Here is a 17627-nt window from a genome sequence, read left to right on the forward strand (position 1 = left end):
CTATGAATAGTATATCATATTCCTGGTATATGGGCACGACTAGCGGTATACATAAAGACTTTGACAGCGTGGTTGCCGATGTAGCGTGAGATTGCAGTGCTCACGGCCTGCACGGCGCAACCAACTCGACCATAGAGGTCTTTGAGTAGGCCTGTCACCAGAGCGTTGATACGTGCGAATTGGTTATTGCGAAGCAGCTCGTGCACAGTCTCCCTAGGACTGGTAAAGCCCATTTGCTCAAACAGCGCAACCAGCATCTTCTCGAGGCCGGACATCACTTCGTAACACTCGCGGGCGCTCGACATATATGGCACTTTCTGCTTCAGCGTATCGTCAATTGCTCGCACAAGCATGAGCAATTCGTAGACCTCCCCGTCTTCATTTTCATAGTGCGGCACAATTTCTGCGGCTGATATTTCGGGAACTGACTCTGCATGATTAGTCATAACAGTGACATCCTCTTCTGTATCCTGCTCTATCTCTAGTCGCTCGAGAACAGCAAAAATAGCAGGCTCCGCATCCAGCGCGTAAGTGCTCTCAGCCGTTAGGGTGATATAGGTACCGAATTCATAGGCAGGTTCAGTGCGTAAAGGTGCTTCTGAAATGTCACCCAGGACGGCAGGTGGTGTCGCTTCATCCGACAGGTCGCCAGCGGGCTTTGCTTCCTCGTAGATTGGTAGTGGCGTCTGGTGAGCTACTACATCCTCATGCGGCACATAGGTTACGGCCAGGTCGACACGGTCATCGCCCCCCTGGGTGCGTCGACCATCTCAGCGGTTGCCGTCATGCCTCGGTCTGCCGCCGCCACTGAACGGCTAGCCTCAGTGATGGTTTCTGGAAATACTGCAACAGTAAGCGGTTCAGACGTATCATCGAAATCTGGTTGCCGTGCCACGCCCAACTCTCCTGGCTGATCCTGGGGTGTGGCTTAACCTCTACTTCAGTCTTTGCCCCTTGTGCTATAGTAATTGGCAGTACATGAGCATCTGGAACAGTGTGTTCGCTTATCTCCATAGGACGAGGCAATGCGGGAATGTCAATCTCATGGCTCGTCACATCCAGCGCTTCGGTTCGAGTATGCAACTCCCAACTGGCTGTCGCCTCGTAACTTTTCTCGACACTATCGCCGCTCGGCTGTGTGATTGCCTCCGAGCGAGATGCTTCGAGTGCAGGATGAGATCTGACACGTCCGGAGACTTTGACTGGCTCCGGTGTAGATACGTCAGCTACTGCTGCGTCGACAGGGGCGGGTTCGACCGGCCGGACAGGATGTATTGTATCGCGCTGCCGAGGAGTCGTAGACTCTTCATCTGGCTGCGCCTCATGTTGGATCCTTGGCGTGTCTTCATCTAGCTGCTCATCTTCTGCCCTTATTGCATCGATCTCAGTCTGCGTCGTCTTGTATTCGTCGGTGTAGGCCACGACGGCGTCGAAACCTTCCAGTACTTTTGATTCCATCATCGGGCATACAGCGAGCATGTCATCGATCGTGCCAATATGACTACCGTATCGAAACAGCTGATCCCCGTAGTGCTCACGCAGAACCTGCTCTGTCTGCTCTTGTCGATCCTGCCACCCTTCGCCATGCACGTCGCCCATGATACTCTCGAAAAACGCATCATCCGACATGACTTCTTGCGTTTGTTCGATTGTACCCGCTATTCGTTCGCCCACTCTTTTTCACCTGGTCTTTCTGTTATGCATTCCCTCTGCGCGCCATGACTCTGCTCAGGATCTCCTGTCCTAATGCGCGGGCAGCCTCCGCTCTTCGCTCGTCTTGTCCGATCAATTCGGCATACTTTCGATACTGGACAAATTGCGGGAGGACCGCCTCGTAGCCCTTTGCGGTAATATCATCACCACATATCTCGACTAGCTGTCCGAGAGGTAAAATAGCAAATTTGTTGGGCGGGATAGGATATGCGAATTCTTGCTCACCACTCCATCCCTGATCATCGGATAATCGTTTTTGTATGTCTTCTATGCGGCTCATGCATCTCCTTTTCCCTCCAGTATAGCGAACCTGGGCATTTTCACCCAGTCATAATATCTACCTATACGGGCAGGCTTTTACGAAATTCGTCACCAATCCTTCGCTCAGCCAGCGCTGCTCGTAGGTGGTGAGAATTTTGTAGTCATTGGATAGTTCCGACTCATGTAGGTCAAAGCTCAGTTCTTCGATATGCCAGCCGTCGGACACTAATTGCTCCAGACTCCAGTGGAAAAAGTCGCGATTGTCATGTTTGAGATGTAGCATACCCCTAGGTGCCAATAGCTCACGGTATTTGGTAAGAAATGTCGGGTTTGTCAGACGCCGCCCTGCCGAGCGCTTGCGCGGAAACGGGTCAGGGAAAGTAACCCATATCAAAGCAAGTGAACCGGCCTCAAACAGTTCGAGAAGCTGATCTGCACGTGCTCGTACAAACCGCACATTTGTAAGCCCTCGCTCCGCTGCCTGGTATGCGCCATGTTGCAAACGGTCACCTTTGACATCGAGCGCTACAAACTGCCGTTCAGGATAGCGCGCTGCCAACTCTACACTAAACAAGCCGTTACCTGCACCCACCTCTACCACATCTATTGCTTGCTTGGCCCATTCGTCGAACTCATAGCACAGCGGTGAATTCGCAAATTTAGCAAAGCGATATTTTTTGCGCTTGCGCGAGATAATAAAGTCGTTGGGATCGAGCATTATTGGACGCTAATTCCCAGTTGGTCGTCGTCGAGCGGCTTCGTGCCGAATCCACTCGTGTCGTGTTTGATGTCTGTCTGCTGATGTGTATAGAGTTCGTCAAACTGCTTTAGTGCAGAGCTATCGAGTTTACCAGTAGCTGCGAAGTCATCGTAACGCTTGGACTGCTGGGCGCGCATACGCTCCTCTTGGAGACCCGGCAGACTAAGGTCTAATTGCGCAGCGCCGCTCATGTTATAGAGATACATAGCCACCACGACTAGCCCCAGCGAGGCCACCACAGAGATACCAACCATCAGGAAAAATGTGTTTTTGCCATGCAGCCTTCTCGGTGCAGTAGACTCTTCTGGATTACTCGTTTGCTGCATCGTTCTTTTTCTCTTCCTCCTGGACGGCTTTTTTGAACACTACAAATGCGTCATGGTATTGCTGCATTACTTCGTCTGCAGCCTTGAGATCGGCTTGTACGCTAGCGCGCAACTCTTTAACGTTTTGGATACTCAAATAGTAGGTCTGCATCTGCGACTGACAGTCGGCTTTGAGCAGTGCCAATACTGCTTCGTCGTATTTGGTGTAGTCGCTGCGAAACTTCTCGCGGGCTTTTTCGAAATCAGCCGCGATTTTAATGAGTTCACCGCCATCAAGCTTATTCTCGACGATACGTGAATTTAGTCTACCCATGAGATTGGTTGACATATTGTCGTAGCCCTGACCAGCCGTAACGCGAAGCAATTTATCTTGACGATGCAATTCACCCAGCTTGAATTTGACCTCCAAACAATCCATCGTCACAGAATTGTACAGCGACGAGTCATCCGGCTTGAGCTGCCCCTGCTCCGTAGAGACAGCACGCGAGATAGGCGCCGCAACAAGCGATGCCGCGGCAAACATAGTTAGCGTGGCTATGACAGTAAGCGTTCGATACATATCGACTATATTATCCCGGATGCGCACTAGTTAGTCAAACGTACTTGGTCATCGTACTGTTCGATAAGTCGTTCGGCGATAAGCTGACCGTAGGCAGAGTCGAATCGCCCATCGCCAGGATCTACACATGCCCGTAACTCGCCGAGTGATATCTCACCACCTGTCAGCTGTCGTACTATGGCGCCTCGCACTTCGCGGACACTGCCTGCCAGTGGTGACTGCTTGCGATAATGTTTACTCGCCGAGACATTGCGTACACCTGAACGCTTGAGCCACGAACCGTAATCCATGAGTGCCCAGTAGAATTCTCTAGGGTGGTCACGCCAAAGCGTGGCTTCAAGTCGCTCGAGTATACTCGAGTCTGTCACATCGCGGCGATCAGCAAAGAAGTGATGCAAGTAAACAGTGCGTACGTTTGTCTCGACGTAAAGCACCGGCTGGTTATATACGTACGCAAGCAAGGCGCCAGCAGTATTTCTCCCTACACCAGGCAGCGTCACCAGTTCGTCGTGCGTCGCAGGCAGTACACCGCCATGGTAGTCCACTATAGCCCTGGCAGCTTCATGGAGGAATTTGGCGCGCCGATTGTAGCCTAAGCCACTCCATAGTGTGAGCACATCTGCGAGTGGTGCCCGTGCAAGTGTCTCAAAATCGGGAAAACGCGCCACAAACGCCTCAAACTTCGGCACCACGCGGTCGACCTGCGTCTGCTGCAGCATAATCTCACTTACTAGCACATAATAGCCGCGGGTGTCGCGGCGCCAGGGCATATCACGATAGAGCTCACCGCTTAGCTCATGAAGTAGCTGGGTAAATTCTCGGTCCGTCACTCTATCAAGTGTAGCTTATTTACTGGTAATCTTTTCTGCAATCTTGCAGTAATCCGCGGCCGTCTCTGTCTGTGCATCCAACATACTAGAGGTTGGGGTTTGTACAAATTGATTCGATTCATCTACGCCTATCGAACCGAGCGCAGCTTGCTGCATGGCTCCAGTAGCAGTTTCACCGGGGTTGAGTTGAAACGATAGCGCACCTGCAACTTTCACATCTGCAAGAGCCTTGCTGTCCACAATCTCTCCATGATGCAGATATGCACCGTAAGTGAACGTTGCAATACTTACCGGCATATTACTTTGATCTCTACGGCCATCTCCGCCTTCGTGTGTAGTGAGTGTCAGCTCCGCATTATCCGCTAAGACACCGGGTGCATGGAAGTTCCCATTGTTAGCATCTTGAGGCAATTGGAACTTGCCAATCACATACTTACCAAGCTCTATAGCGCATCTAGCGCCCTTGGGCAACTCGCTATAGATTTCCGCAGCCGATGGTCTGGTAATTTCGTGGACTGCCGCTCCCTTACTGCAACCTGATACAATTGCCGCCGTCAGCGCGAGCGCACCACCAAAAGTTTCGACACGTCTTTTCATAATTATATTTTAACATAAATATTAAATAAAAGCAACGATGTGCAATCGTTGCTTTTATCGATACAGTACGGTCTAACGAAGCTTGTTGACGCTTTCGCCGACATCTTTGCCTGTTTTTGTGGCAGTGTCAGCTGCACGTCCTAGGCTACGTTTCGCTTGAGTGCCAATACTTTTCGCTTCTTTGCCGATGCGCGATGCACTCGTACTGGCTTTTTTGCTGAAATCACTCGCTTCGTCCGAAATATCTGCAGCGCCTTTTTTGACTGTTTCTGAGCTTTCTTCGTAGACTTCTTTGGCCTGCTCTTTTTTGACAGCCGCTTTGTCCACCAGCTCATCCTTCTTCGCTTTTAGATCTTTGCGGGTTTCTTCACCACTTTTGGGAGCAAAGAGGACACCAGCCACATATCCTGCTGCTGCCGCTGCTGCCATACCTAGTAGTTTTTTCATATCAGAGTCCTCCTTTAGTTGTTGTTACGAAATGCGCGCACAGCCGCCGAAAACACCGTCGTAGGTGACAGCCAGGCGGTAGCCGATGACAAGTTATCGGCGATACGCTGGGCATCGGCGACAATCTTGTTGACCTTGTTGAGCACCAGCACCACTAGAACGATCAGAGTGATCAACACCAGTGTGAGGATGGTCACGAGGATTGTCAGTAGTATGATAGCGAGTTCGATTTGATCCATACATGCTCCTTAAGTTATATTTCTATCGTAGCACAACGGGGGCCCGCACGTCGATTACTCTCTGGTGTTTTTGAGACGCTGCGCAAGCTCTTCGTCGGGCGTCTCTACCTCTATCTGGATATGGTGCACGAGTGGAATCTTCTTGTGAATGCGTTGCTTGACCGTATCGACAATTCTCTCAACTTCGTCGGTGGTAAAATTATCTGCCAAATGCAACTCCATCACGACGAAAAGCTTAGACGAGCCCACATACATCGTAAGCAGATCGAGCACCGCGTTGACTCCTTTGACAGCCAATGCTTCACGCTTGAGTGCTGCGAGCGTCTTGACATCAACCCCTCGCCCCACGATTAGATCGTGAATGTCGCGCACCAACATAACTGCTGCCACCATCATAGTGAGGCCAATCAAGATACTCCCCACTCCGTCGAACTGCGCCAGCCCAGTAAACTGGTAGACACCGAGCGCCACCAGTCCCATTATCGCCGCAGACGTACCGAGGAAGTCGATCGCAAACGTCGCCTTGGTCTCAATCAGACTTGAATTAACGAGGTGGCGCCACCAGTGTTCACCTTGGTCTTCCCCCTCCTGGTGCAGTCGCCGCAGGCTGAGTGAAAAGGCATAGCCATTGGTACACAAACCAAAAAGTAACATGGCAAACGCCACCCACACATACTCCACAGCCGATGGGTACATCACTTGCTGATAGCCGAAATAGAGAGACATCGTGCCCGTACCAGCAAACATGATGATACTTGCGATCAACACCCAAAAAAAGATTTCGCGGCCATAGCCAAACTGAAACCGTGCATCGGCCGCACGCCTAGAGCGCCTGACACCTACATAGAGCAAGCCTCCTGTCACAAGATCGCTCAGTCCTTGCAGGGCCTGCGACAGCATGATCGTCGAACCCGTGAGCAACGCCACGATAAGATTGAGCACCACGTCGGATACGCTCACCAATGCCGATGTCGCAACTACCCGTACGTCAGAGAGTGTAGCCATTTAATCTATTGTAGCAGACAGATCGTCAAATTCGAGCATGAGTGCCAGATGATCAGATACTATGTCATCAAGTACTGCGAATCTTTTTGCTTTGAGATCGCGTGTCAGGATGTAGTCGCACGGTTCGGTCTTAGTAGTGAGGTGATTACGAGTCGTCTTTACCTTGTGTTCGAGGGTAAGATTACGTAGCTTGGCGTTGAGTACCTGCATCGATTCACTCTCCGGTATGAGATTGAAATCGCCCGTAAGCACTACTGGGCCTTCGAGGGTGTCGATATATTCGCCCATCCGTTTACAGGCAGCGAGCGTGTGCTCGTCGCCCTGTTTGTGTTCGCGAATATGATAGCCGTGCGTTGTCAGGACATGCAGCAGTCCAGCTGGTGTTTCGACCTGTGCATGCACCACGTTGCGCGCAGCATCGTACGAAATATCTTTGGTGAAGTCGGTCTGCAACTCGCCCGCTGTCCAGAATTCGTGCGCAAACGTAATCGGATATTTAGACAAAATCATATTGCCCCGCTCGGCCGCATGGTGCATGTAGGTGAACCGCACTAGCGGACTGAAATAATAGTATTCGAACTCATGTGCCGCCAAGACTTCCTGAATACTGCCGAGCATTTTGCGCCCAGACTCAGTACTCACCACTTCCTGCAGACACAGGATATCTGGATCTTCGCGGTCGAGGAGCTGCACGATAGCAGGTGCCAAATGCAGGGACCAGGTGTTGAGTTGGAGGAGTTTCACGCTAGCTCTCAATTATTTTGAGTGACAGTTCGTCCAGCTGCGCGACATCGGCAGCACCTGGAGAGCTCATCATGACATCCACGCCAGAACCGTTTTTCGGAAATGCTACGACTTCGCGAATGTTATCTTGGCCGGTAAGCACCATGAAGATACGATCGATACCAAACGCACAGCCGGCGTGTGGTGGTGCGCCAAACTTGAAGGCGTTGATCATGGCGCCAAACTTGGCGTCGACATAGGCTGCGTCATAGCCGAGCAAGCCAAAGGCTTCGTACATAACTTCTGGATTGTGGTTGCGCACCGCACCCGAGCAGATTTCATAGCCGTTCATAACCATGTCGTACTGATCTGCCACGAGCGCGAGTTTTTGCTCGTCTGTCTCGGCTGCACGCAACGCTTCGACGCCACCGCGCGGCATACTGAATGGGTTGTGTCCAAAGTCGACTCGACGCGCACCCTCGTCGTATTCGTAGAATGGAAAGTCGACGATCCAGGCCAGGGCGACTTTGTTTGGATCTTTGAGCTGGAAGTGATCGGCGAATTCACTGCGCAAATGACCCAGGACCTTGTTGACTGTTGCGCGTGTATCGGTTCCGAAGAATACGGCGTCACCGTCACTCGCACCCAGCTTGGTCTGAATGGTAGTTAACTCTTCCGGTGTCAGGAATTTGGCGATTGGTGATACAGACTCACCGTTTTCGTATTTGATATACGCGAGGCCGCCTGCTCCTTCGCGTTTGGCCGTGTCGGTAAAGCCGTCGATTTGCTTACGGCTCAGGTTGGCGCCGCTCGGCACACAAATTGCCTTTACGACGCCGCCGTTTGCAATCGTGTTTTTGAATACGCCAAATTCTGTCGCGCGCAGATCATCCGTAAGATCAATGAGCTCCATACCGAAGCGCAAATCTGGCTTATCCGAGCCGAAGCGATCCATAGCCTCCTGGTATGGAATGCGCGGCACATCATCGCTCACAAGCTGCTTGCCACCAAACTCGGTTGCGAGCTGTTTGATGAGTGGTTCCATGGTGCCTCGTACGACTTCGCCGTCATCCACAAACGCCATCTCGAGATCGAGCTGATAAAAGTCGCCATACAAGCGATCGGCGCGCGGGTCTTCGTCACGAAAACACGTGGCAATCTGGTAATAGCGTGGTACACCACCCACCATGAGCAGCTGCTTGAACTGCTGTGGTGCTTGTGGCAGGGCATAGAATTTACCCGGATACACACGACTTGGCACTAGGAAATCGCGAGCGCCTTCTGGACTGCTATTTGCGAGAATAGGCGTCGTCACTTCGGTAAACTCATGCTCGTCCATATAGCGGCGCAGCACTTTGTAGTACTCCGAGCGCTGTTTCAGAGTATTCTGCATAGTTGGACGGCGCAGATCGAGATAGCGATATTTGAGCCGCAGCTCTTCGCCAGACTGTTGCCCTTCGTCGCGCGTGGCTACTGGCAGTGGCTCAGATTTATTCAATACCTCGAGTGTGTCGACGACGATCTCAATACCACCGGTTGGGATATTGGGGTTTTTCAGCCCCTCATCGCGCTCTTTGACATTACCGACGACGCGCAGTACATACTCATCACGCACATGCTCAGCCAAGCCAAATGCCTCGGACTGTTCAGGGTTGATCACGAGCTGTACGATGCCAGTGTGATCACGCAAATCAATGAAGATCAGGCCACCATGATCGCGACGGCTATTGACCCAGCCGCTCACGCTCACAGTTTGGCCGATATGTTGTGTGGTGTCAGTAGAAAGAATACGCTGCATATGAGGTATATTTTACCATGTATAACAGAGATGCGCTAGACGTCGGTATGCTTTGCTGGCTCGTTGTTGCCACGTGGGTTACGAGCAGCCACAGCGCGAAGGTCTTCATGCGCGTCGAACTCATCCACAATTTTGCGGCCTAGTAACGCCTCTACCGTATCTTCAAGTGTGAGAATGCCGACTGTTTCGCGGTATTCGTTTACCACTACAAACAGGTGATGGTGTGTACGCAGAAACGCGGCCAGCGCATGATCAAGTGTCTGATCTTGGTGGATATAATGCACTGGCGTTGTCATAAGCTCGGATGCACGGTGCGTCTTTTTGTCGTGGAGCTGAAGAAGATTGTGAATATACAAGATACCAACAACGTGATCGACGTCGCTTTCGACAACAGGAAAGCGGCTATGCCCTGTCTGATGTAGTTCGTCGAGGATGAGCGGTCCAAGTAGCTCGTCATGTTTGACGGTATCCATGACGCTGCGCGGTGTCATGACAGATTCTACCGAAATACTAGAAAACTCAAGACCGTAGCGGATAAGCTTCTGCTCGTCTTTACTGAGTACCATCGGCAGTTGCTCGACTGTGTGCAGAAATTCTTCGCGCGACGCGATATACGTATCCCCCTGACCACTCTGCAGTACACTACGGAAAAACTTGAACACACCACGATGCTGCGACACAAAGTGCAGCGAAGGATGCTCGAGCCGCTCATATAAGTGCTGCGAAGTGGCATGCACAGGTCTGAGACGTGCCAATGTGCCATAGAGCAGCACGCCTGCCACCGCTACAAACGCACCCATGAGCCAGCCGAAGGCAGTTAGCGCCAAGAGGATAAATACCACCAAGACAAGTGCCGTAAGTACACGCAGCACGCCTGCTACGTCTTCGGCCGTGTCTTCGCGCTGAATATCCCAGGCGATGTCTTTGTCGCCTTGTTTGCTGCGGCGTGTTCGCTCGAACACACTGTAGCGCGAGCGGTTTGGTACGACACTCGCCAGCACGATCAGCAGCGCGTAGATTACAACAGTTACGAGCATAAGTCCAAACATCGTAGTGCTACTATAGCATGCTCAGTTGCTCCTCTGCCAAGAGTTTACTATACTAGTTGAAGTAACATAAGGAGTTTTAGAGAAAACTATGGACAAACGCACCTGGATTATATTTGGTGTCGCGGTCGTTGCTATCTTGGCTGGCCTCGTCATGCTGTCTCGTCAGAAGTCTGTCGATGTAAGCGGTGTCAACAACGCCACAGTACGCACGAGCGGCGACACCAATTCAGAAATTGCCGACCACGTATTCGGCAAACCCGATAAAAAAGTTGTACTCATCGAGTACGGAGATTTCCAATGCCCTGGGTGCGGCACCTTCCACACCAACTTCGCACCGATTATGGATGATTACAAAGACAAGATCACTTTTGTGTTCCGTAACTTCCCTATCACCACTATCCACCCAAATGCCCGCGTAGCCGCCGCCAGTGCCGAAGCGGCAGGCCTACAAGGCAAATACTGGGAGATGTGGAACGCGCTCTACGAACAGCAAAATAGCTGGAACAATCTCGGTACTGACACTCGTGACCAATACTTTGAGTCAATGGCCACTGCGCTCAAACTCGATATGAATAAGTTCAAATCTGACGTAACAAGTAGTAAGGTGTCAACCAAAATTAACTTTGACCAATCGCTTGGTAAGGCAAATGGAGTGACGGGCACACCAACACTGTTTTTGAACGGCAAGATTCTTCCAACTGATCAATACAACTCGACGGATACAATCAAAAACACCCTCGACACCGCGCTCAAAGAAGCAGGGGCTGACAAATAACTTCAAGCCATAGAGATTGAAATAACCCCCTCTTGTATGAGGGGGTTATTATTTGCCCACGCCTAGTGTGCGATGTAGACTTGCCATTCGGCAGGTTCCACCGTCACTGCGACTTTTTTGCTTCTAGAAGCAGCGTAGTCGACATGAATCGGCATGTGTAATCTCCTTGTTAATACAGCTCCACGCATTCGACCTTTAGGTTTGCCATAAAAGTTTTCTGTGTGTGTTAGTGCGCGGAACACAAGATCAATAGTATCAATATCTATTATTTGTGTCAAGAATTAACAAGCACAGTGCTTCTGCTTATTCCTATACTACACGTTTATAGCGTGCAGCACAAGCGTTTCTGTAGACAAAACTCCCCGACTCTTACGTCGGGGAGTTTTCAGCTGAGCACCCCCAGGCTAGATACCTGGCGTCTGATCTGGTGAAGCGCTACGGAGCGGCTTCTCTTTGATCATGAATACCAGTACCGCCGCACCTAGCATGAGTATGCCCGACACCATGAAGATGCGCTGTAAACTATCGCTAAATGCATGGGTAATCTTGTAGGCAAAGTTGTCTTGCTGCTGCGTAAACTGCTCAATCGCCTTCTGCCGTGCTGCTTCTGGAATCGGCAACTTCTCGATCGCCACAGTAGATGCATCTGTGATCTTCTGCTTGATATCCGGCATGTTCAGGTTGAGCAGTGTGTCAGAGCTTTCGATACTTCCCATCTGTTGCACGGTCGGGTTTTTGGCCAGTTTCTGCACATATGGGTCATTCTGAATACCTGCCAGGCCGCTCGTGAGACCAGCTGTCAGCATGGCGCCAAATACTGCGACACCAATGGTTGAGCCAAGGCTACGGAACAACTGACTCGAGCTGGTGGCCGCACCAAGATCATGCTGTTTGAACTCGTTTTGCACAGCCAAGTTCATAACTGGCATGACCACACCGAGACCAGCACCAAGTAGTACCATCAATATAGCCTCATACATGTAGCTACTCTCTGGGGTAAGCGTCGACAGACCGAAGACTGTGGCGGTAGCTAGTACGATACCTACCTGCATGAAAATCTTGTAGCGACCAGTGCGCGAGATGATCTGACCCGAGGTGATAGAGGTGGTCATGAGACCAGCAATCATCGGCAGGAGCATCAGACCAGACTGAGTTGGCGTGGCGCCAAACACTTGCTGGTTGAACTGTGTCAGATACAAGATCGAGCCCATAAACGCTGCACCAAACAGTGTCGCGATACCCATAATGAGCACATAGTTACGATTCTGGAAGAAGCGTGGCGGAAGAATCGGCTCCTGAGCACGACGCTCTACCCAGACGAACAGGCCTGTAGCAGCCACGACTACCGCAGCCATGATAGAGCGGAGAACCGTCAGTGACATACCCGTATTGGCTAGGAAATCGGCAAAGATTTTGTCAGTATTGTCGACAGCCAGCACCAGCGTGCCAAGTGCCACGGCGAGCAAAATTGCACCCGCATAGTCGATAGACGGCTTCTTGTCATGTCGCAGTAGCGGACAGAAAATCGCGATGAGCGCAAAGGCTGCGATCGCCACAGGTACATTGATATAGAACGTCCAACGCCAGTCAGTCGTGAGGCCGAAGATCGTATTGTGATCTGTCAACCAGCCACCAAGCAATGGTCCAATAACAGAGCTAAGTCCGAAGACCGCACCGAAGAGCCCCTGCCATTTACCGCGTTCGCGAGCGGCAAACAAGTCACCGATAATCGTAAAGGCGTTGGCAGTGATGATACCACCACCGATACCCTGAACAGCGCGCCACAGTATAAGCTGATCGACATTGCCCGCCAAGCCGCTCATAAGTGAGGCCGCGCCAAAGATTGCCGCACCGATGAGGAGCAGCGTTTTGCGACCATAGAGGTCAGAAAGTTTACCGGCGATAGGCACAGTAATTGTTGTCGTGAGCAGGTATGCCGTTACAATCCAACTCAGTGAGCTGAAGGCGTTGAACTCTTCGACGATCTTGCCTAGTGCGGTCGACACGATCGTCTGATCGAGCGCCACTAGGAACAAGCTCGCCATCACGCTCAGCATGATAATCAGTTTGTTGCGTAGAGGGAGATTATGATGCATCTTTTGGATCCTCTTCTTTCTGGAGCATTTGCTGGAACGATTCGACATGACCAACCATAGTGTTGAGCATATGTTCAAGCTGTTCTTCTTTGATGAAGCCCGTCCAACCGGCTTTTTCTGAGCCGACACAGTAGAGCTTATCTCCTTCGTTAATATTAAGCGCTTCGCGCGCTGCGGCCGGTATAACTACCTGACCTTTGGTACCGACAGTGGCCGTACCGTAGAGTTTTTTATCGTGCATAAGACACACTCCTTTCCCTACCAATATATACAAGTATGAAAAGTATGTCAAGTCATATAAAATATTACTCCGCATGAAGGTACGGAGTAATAAAGAGTAGCCACCTATAGCTTATGCATGCGTATGTGCTTGAGACGACATACCAGTAAACAGCTTGAGGAGCGCAAGCAGAATTACCGAGCCGACGAATGCTACAAACAGACTCTGCAACGAGAAACCTGCCAAATCGATGCCAAACAACATCCCCATCAACCACCCGCCAAGCATCGCGCCCACGATACCAACGATAATATTCATGAATACCCCCATCTGGGCATCCGTCTTCATCACCATGGAAGCGATCCACCCCGCGAGTCCTCCGATGATAATCCAGCTTATGATTCCCATACTCACCTCCTTTAAATTAGGTTTGTACCCCACTTATACACCTATTTTATGAGAATTTGCTGTAATCGCTAGCGTGTTGTTGCGAGGCTCGTCTTGCTTTCCAGGCGTGCGTTGATATGCGCCCCAATTAACAGCGCTACCGCACTCAGATTGAACCATATCATGAGCACTACGATACCTGCGAAGAGGCTATATGAACTGCTAAACGTTGCAAAATAGCGCGTATATAGAAATAGTCCAACCGTCGCAAGCAGCCAAATACCCGTCGCAAATACCGCCCCCCACGAAGCCCAGCGCCATTTTGCTCGTGGACGATTGGGGCCGTAACGATATAGAGCCGCAAAGCCAGCGCTTACTAGTGCAAGTAACAACGGCCAGCGTATTATCCCAACTACGTCCACCAGCTGCACCGGCACACCCCAGCCCACCATATAATCGTCGACGATGAGCAGAAACGCCAGACAGACCGCAAACAACAAGATGCAAATAAGCACCACAAAACTCACGATACGTAGCTTCACGATATTTCGCGTCTCGATCACTCCATATGCTACATTGAGCGAACGAAGTGTGTTCTCGGCGGCGGCCGAGGCGCCAAATAGCGCTACTACGATAGCGATAATCGCTACCACGAAATTACCGCCAAATTTACCAGCCTGAGCTTCGAGTTGCGACGAAAGCAAGCCTGCGATGTCTGCCGGTAAATACGCGTTCACTTCACGCACGACACTTGCCACTTGGTCGGTCGAGATCATCATCGATGCGATAGCAATCACCGCTGCGAAACTCGGGAAAAAAGCCAAGGCTGCGAAGTACGCAATACCAGCAGCCAGTGTCATAGTATTGCGCTCATTCATATCACTCAGCACTTCGCCAACGACAGAGCGATGACTCGCCCATGGAAGTCCAAAGGGACTATGTGCTGCAAGCTTGGCATTGCTACGCTCATGCCGAAGCCAAGAAAACGTCAGCGCCGTGCCGAGCGCTCCTACAATACCGGCAGCAATACCGATGTATTTCTTGTGCTTCATCGTAGCTTGATTGTAACACTCTAGCGCTTACGGAGGAAGTATACCCCGAGCGGCAGCGCGACAAGCGCACTCAGACCGATCACTATCCAGAACATATATGGCGCATGTTCTCCCGGAAGGTCAACATTCATGCCAAACAACCCGGCAAACATGGTCGGGATGGTGCAAGTGAGAGTGATAACAGTGAGCAAGCGGATTGTTTCGTTGAGCCTGGTATCCATGACCGCGCGGTAACTGTCGCGGAGATTGGTGATAGTACGCAGCAGCGATTTACAGCGAGCGATGAGCTGTTCAAAGTCGATCGAGAGATCTTCCACCAAATCACGATCGTCTTCGTAGAGTGGTAAAATCTTGCCACTAAGAAGCTTTTCAAGTGCAGTGTTGGTAGGCTGAAGTGCGTCTAGGTAATCGTTGAGTTTGCGCTCATATTCGGTCATAGTGGCGATGTCGCGAGCTTTGAGTGTATGGACGCTACTAGTGGTAGCGCGCATCTGACGATTGATGGTGGCGATGCGCGTCTGGTATTGCCGTGCGATAGCATCGAGCATGTGCATCAGAAGTTTTGGCTGCTGCGTAGTAGGCGCAAGCGTCCGGTCGATAAAAGGCTGCCAGAGCCGCCCTAGACTGTCGCGACTTACTGTCACCAGATATTTGTTACTGAGTGCAAACATGATCGGCGTTGTGAAATCGTTGAACTCATCGTCTGTATCCGGCAGACGCGTGATGAAGTATGTCCAACCATCCTCCAGCTCTACACGCGGCACCTCGTGCGGGTCAAGCGCATCGGCTAGGATGTCGGCATCAATACCGAGCGTCACAAGGTCTTGTTTCTCGTCGTCATTCGGTCGTTCCGAACGGATCCAGCTACCAGGCTGGAGTTCGTCGCGCTGTTTGATAGCAGGTCGATAATGTGTAGAGCGAAGATATGAGATCATACTCACCCACCTCTCGTATGGTTATATTTGCTATATAGTTAGCTATATTTTAGCATATTTTTTGTTCAAATGCAAGCACTTGCATCACTGTACCCGTATGATACTGCGCTATATATACAAAATCCCAAGCGATGCTTCGACCGTAAATTTACGTACAGGATGCGTGCGTCGCCATTCATCAACCGCCTTTGCCGCACCTGGCAGCGCTTCGTTGGCGTAGTCGTCCACTACTACGATGGCACCTGGCGCAAGGCGCGTCCAGATCAGTCGCAAGGGATCGAGGATAGAATCATAATAGTCTCCATCGAGAAATGCAAAACTAATTTGCTGCGGCACTTGCTCTGGCGTAATTTCGGAGAACCAGCCTTTGGTGATACGCGGCATAGGCACGTTGGCTTGCTTGAGGTTACGGACCAACTCTTTTTTCGTCGCGAGGAGTTCGCCTGCACGAAACTGCTCACCTGCAGGGCTGGCATCTTCTATGCGTTTCTCCGGCAAACCTTCGAAGGAGTCGTAAAGCCAGAGGTGTTTGCCAGCGTCACGCAGTGTGTCTGCCAAATACACACTTGTCGTGCCCACATAGCAACCAAACTCCACCACATCTCCCGACACATCACGCGTCCGCGCCAGTTCACGTAGTACTACCTGTACCTCGCGCTCACTCACTTGGTCGGATAAAAGTTTCATCTTGTAGCAGTATATCAAAATCGCCCCGTACTTGGACACGGGGCGATTTATGCATGCTAGGATACTAGCGGCCGCGGCCGGTGCTGGTGCCTGGTTTGCGGTTTTTGCTCTTTCGTACGATAAACCAGATGAGCAGGCCGATCAGGATGAGCACTATTACTAACGCGACAAGCGCCAAGATGATGTAGAGCTGTGGAATCACCCAAAACGAACGCGTTTGCTCGATTGTCTGGTTTTTGGTGCCATAGGTAAACGTAGCATGAACTTCGTATTTGCCAAATGTACCGATGTTTTTGAGTGGTACATCCCAGCGGCGATTGCTGTCTGGCAGCACCATTTCGCGTGGCACTTTTTGATTGAAATCTGCCTCGTAGACTACCTTGCTACCGTTTTTCACCGATACTTTGCCAAACGGAGACAAGTGCACGTCACCGTCGTTGTGGAAGCGGAACGATGCCTGGATGTTGTCTGGCGTAGTGAAGTATGTCTTGTTGGCACCGTCTTGCTGCAAGTCGAAGTTTGTCAGCGTGAGGTTCTGCGTCACATTTCCTGGGACGGTTGCAAGTACAATACTTGCTACGCTAGCGCTCAGGTTTACCTGACCACCGCTATCTGGCGTGGTCGGTGCGAAGCGTACTGCACCGAAGTAACCGCCCGGTTTTGCGTCGCGTGGAGCGTTGAAGGTAACTTCTACTACCTGAGTCTTCTTTGCTGGAATACTAAAGTTGGCAAGTGGCGCCATAAAGCGTTTGAGACTGTGGCTTCCCGCATACTTATCTGCATCAAGGATAAGAGCTGGCGTACCACGCTCGTCACCGGATACAAAGTCGTTCGCGAGAGGCTTGACGTCGATCTGTGCACCGGTGAGGTTGGTCACAACCATTTTGATCGTCTTGCTCTCGCCCGGCTTGAGCTCTATATCGCTGCGCACTGGCGACACCTTGAGCGTATTGGCTGTCGCCGCATGCGCATGTTGCACCTGCACACTCGCTGCTACAAATGCAGCCAGCACCACCATGGCCACAACACTAATGATCGTACGTACGTTTGTCTGAATTTGTTGTTTTAACACACCTTTGTTTCCCATTTACTAGAATTCTCTTCTAGCATACCAGATGTGCTTATGTTTGCCTATGGTAGAACATGCAATAACACCCCTCGCATGGAG

22 protein-coding genes are annotated in these 17627 nt (G+C 51.1%); 1 reads left to right on the forward strand and 21 read right to left on the reverse strand.

Annotated elements, in window-relative coordinates; genetic code table 11:
- Positions 1-14 precede the first annotated feature (14 nt).
- From GII36_RS05380 to GII36_RS05445, 14 genes are all read right to left on the reverse strand, one after another.
- A complete protein-coding gene (locus GII36_RS05380) occupies positions 15-716 on the reverse strand; it encodes a hypothetical protein (protein ID WP_260763239.1) in 702 nt (233 codons plus the stop codon).
- A gap of 67 nt (positions 717-783) precedes the next feature.
- Positions 784-1674 carry a hypothetical protein gene (locus tag GII36_RS05385; protein ID WP_260763240.1) on the reverse strand — a complete coding sequence of 297 codons (891 nt, stop codon included), beginning with the start codon at positions 1672-1674 and terminating at the stop codon, positions 784-786.
- Positions 1675-1696: 22 nt separating this feature from the next.
- Positions 1697-1993 carry a hypothetical protein gene (locus GII36_RS05390; protein WP_260763242.1) on the reverse strand — a complete coding sequence of 99 codons (297 nt, stop codon included), beginning with the start codon at positions 1991-1993 and terminating at the stop codon, positions 1697-1699.
- Between the two features lie 57 nt (positions 1994-2050).
- On the reverse strand, positions 2051-2692 hold the full coding sequence (gene trmB, locus GII36_RS05395; RefSeq protein ID WP_260763244.1) for a tRNA (guanosine(46)-N7)-methyltransferase TrmB: 642 nt from the start codon (positions 2690-2692) through the stop codon (positions 2051-2053).
- Positions 2692-3060: a hypothetical protein gene (locus GII36_RS05400; protein WP_260763246.1), complete on the reverse strand. Its 369-nt coding sequence runs from the start codon at positions 3058-3060 to the stop codon at positions 2692-2694. Before GII36_RS05400 ends, trmB begins: the two co-directional genes overlap by 1 nt.
- Entirely contained in the window at positions 3044-3619 is a 576-nt protein-coding gene (locus GII36_RS05405) for a hypothetical protein (protein ID WP_260763247.1), read from the reverse strand. The genes GII36_RS05400 and GII36_RS05405 overlap by 17 nt, the downstream gene beginning before the upstream one ends.
- A 26-nt stretch (positions 3620-3645) precedes the next feature.
- Positions 3646-4449, reverse strand: coding sequence for an HhH-GPD family protein (locus GII36_RS05410; RefSeq protein ID WP_260763250.1), 804 nt, complete (start codon positions 4447-4449; stop codon positions 3646-3648).
- Positions 4450-4464: 15 nt separating this feature from the next.
- Positions 4465-5046 (reverse strand): hypothetical protein, encoded by a 582-nt coding sequence (locus GII36_RS05415; protein ID WP_260763252.1) that lies wholly within the window; start codon positions 5044-5046, stop codon positions 4465-4467.
- A 72-nt stretch (positions 5047-5118) separates the two neighbouring features.
- Positions 5119-5493 (reverse strand): YtxH domain-containing protein, encoded by a 375-nt coding sequence (locus tag GII36_RS05420; RefSeq protein WP_260763254.1) that lies wholly within the window; start codon positions 5491-5493, stop codon positions 5119-5121.
- Between the two features lie 14 nt (positions 5494-5507).
- A complete protein-coding gene (locus tag GII36_RS05425; RefSeq protein WP_260763255.1) occupies positions 5508-5732 on the reverse strand; it encodes a hypothetical protein in 225 nt (74 codons plus the stop codon).
- A 54-nt stretch (positions 5733-5786) separates the two neighbouring features.
- Positions 5787-6737, reverse strand: a complete 951-nt coding sequence (locus tag GII36_RS05430; protein WP_260763256.1) for a cation diffusion facilitator family transporter — start codon at positions 6735-6737, stop codon at positions 5787-5789.
- Positions 6738-7481 carry an endonuclease/exonuclease/phosphatase family protein gene (locus tag GII36_RS05435; RefSeq protein WP_260763258.1) on the reverse strand — a complete coding sequence of 248 codons (744 nt, stop codon included), beginning with the start codon at positions 7479-7481 and terminating at the stop codon, positions 6738-6740.
- A 1-nt stretch (position 7482) separates the two neighbouring features.
- Positions 7483-9258 (reverse strand): aspartate--tRNA ligase, encoded by a 1776-nt coding sequence (gene aspS, locus GII36_RS05440; protein ID WP_260763260.1) that lies wholly within the window; start codon positions 9256-9258, stop codon positions 7483-7485.
- 35 nt (positions 9259-9293) lie between these two features.
- On the reverse strand, positions 9294-10307 hold the full coding sequence (locus GII36_RS05445) for a CBS domain-containing protein (protein ID WP_260763263.1): 1014 nt from the start codon (positions 10305-10307) through the stop codon (positions 9294-9296).
- Positions 10308-10395: 88 nt separating this feature from the next.
- Between GII36_RS05445 and GII36_RS05450 the strand changes: the two genes are divergently transcribed.
- On the forward strand, positions 10396-11082 hold the full coding sequence (locus tag GII36_RS05450) for a DsbA family protein (protein ID WP_260763265.1): 687 nt from the start codon (positions 10396-10398) through the stop codon (positions 11080-11082).
- Positions 11083-11486: 404 nt separating this feature from the next.
- On the opposite strand, the gene GII36_RS05455 is transcribed toward GII36_RS05450, so the two are convergent.
- The 7 genes from GII36_RS05455 to pamC all read right to left on the reverse strand — a co-directional run bounded on the left by GII36_RS05455 (position 11487) and on the right by pamC (position 17546).
- Positions 11487-13178, reverse strand: a complete 1692-nt coding sequence (locus tag GII36_RS05455; RefSeq protein WP_260763267.1) for an MDR family MFS transporter — start codon at positions 13176-13178, stop codon at positions 11487-11489.
- Complete coding sequence (locus tag GII36_RS05460) at positions 13168-13419, reverse strand: AbrB/MazE/SpoVT family DNA-binding domain-containing protein (RefSeq protein ID WP_260763269.1); 252 nt, start codon at positions 13417-13419, stop codon at positions 13168-13170. The genes GII36_RS05455 and GII36_RS05460 overlap by 11 nt, the downstream gene beginning before the upstream one ends.
- Positions 13420-13530: 111 nt before the next feature.
- Positions 13531-13806 carry a GlsB/YeaQ/YmgE family stress response membrane protein gene (locus GII36_RS05465; RefSeq protein WP_260763272.1) on the reverse strand — a complete coding sequence of 92 codons (276 nt, stop codon included), beginning with the start codon at positions 13804-13806 and terminating at the stop codon, positions 13531-13533.
- A 68-nt stretch (positions 13807-13874) separates the two neighbouring features.
- Positions 13875-14837 carry a YihY/virulence factor BrkB family protein gene (locus GII36_RS05470; RefSeq protein WP_260763273.1) on the reverse strand — a complete coding sequence of 321 codons (963 nt, stop codon included), beginning with the start codon at positions 14835-14837 and terminating at the stop codon, positions 13875-13877.
- A gap of 20 nt (positions 14838-14857) precedes the next feature.
- Positions 14858-15772, reverse strand: coding sequence for a magnesium transporter CorA family protein (locus GII36_RS05475; RefSeq protein WP_260763274.1), 915 nt, complete (start codon positions 15770-15772; stop codon positions 14858-14860).
- Positions 15773-15880: 108 nt separating this feature from the next.
- Entirely contained in the window at positions 15881-16459 is a 579-nt protein-coding gene (locus tag GII36_RS05480) for a TylF/MycF/NovP-related O-methyltransferase (RefSeq protein ID WP_260763275.1), read from the reverse strand.
- Between the two features lie 64 nt (positions 16460-16523).
- Positions 16524-17546 carry a Pam pilus system chaperone PamC gene (pamC, locus tag GII36_RS05485; RefSeq protein ID WP_260763277.1) on the reverse strand — a complete coding sequence of 341 codons (1023 nt, stop codon included), beginning with the start codon at positions 17544-17546 and terminating at the stop codon, positions 16524-16526.
- Positions 17547-17627 lie beyond the last annotated feature (81 nt).

The organism is Candidatus Mycosynbacter amalyticus (assembly GCF_025273655.1).
Classification (GTDB): Bacteria; Patescibacteriota; Saccharimonadia; order Saccharimonadales; family Saccharimonadaceae; genus Mycosynbacter; species Mycosynbacter amalyticus.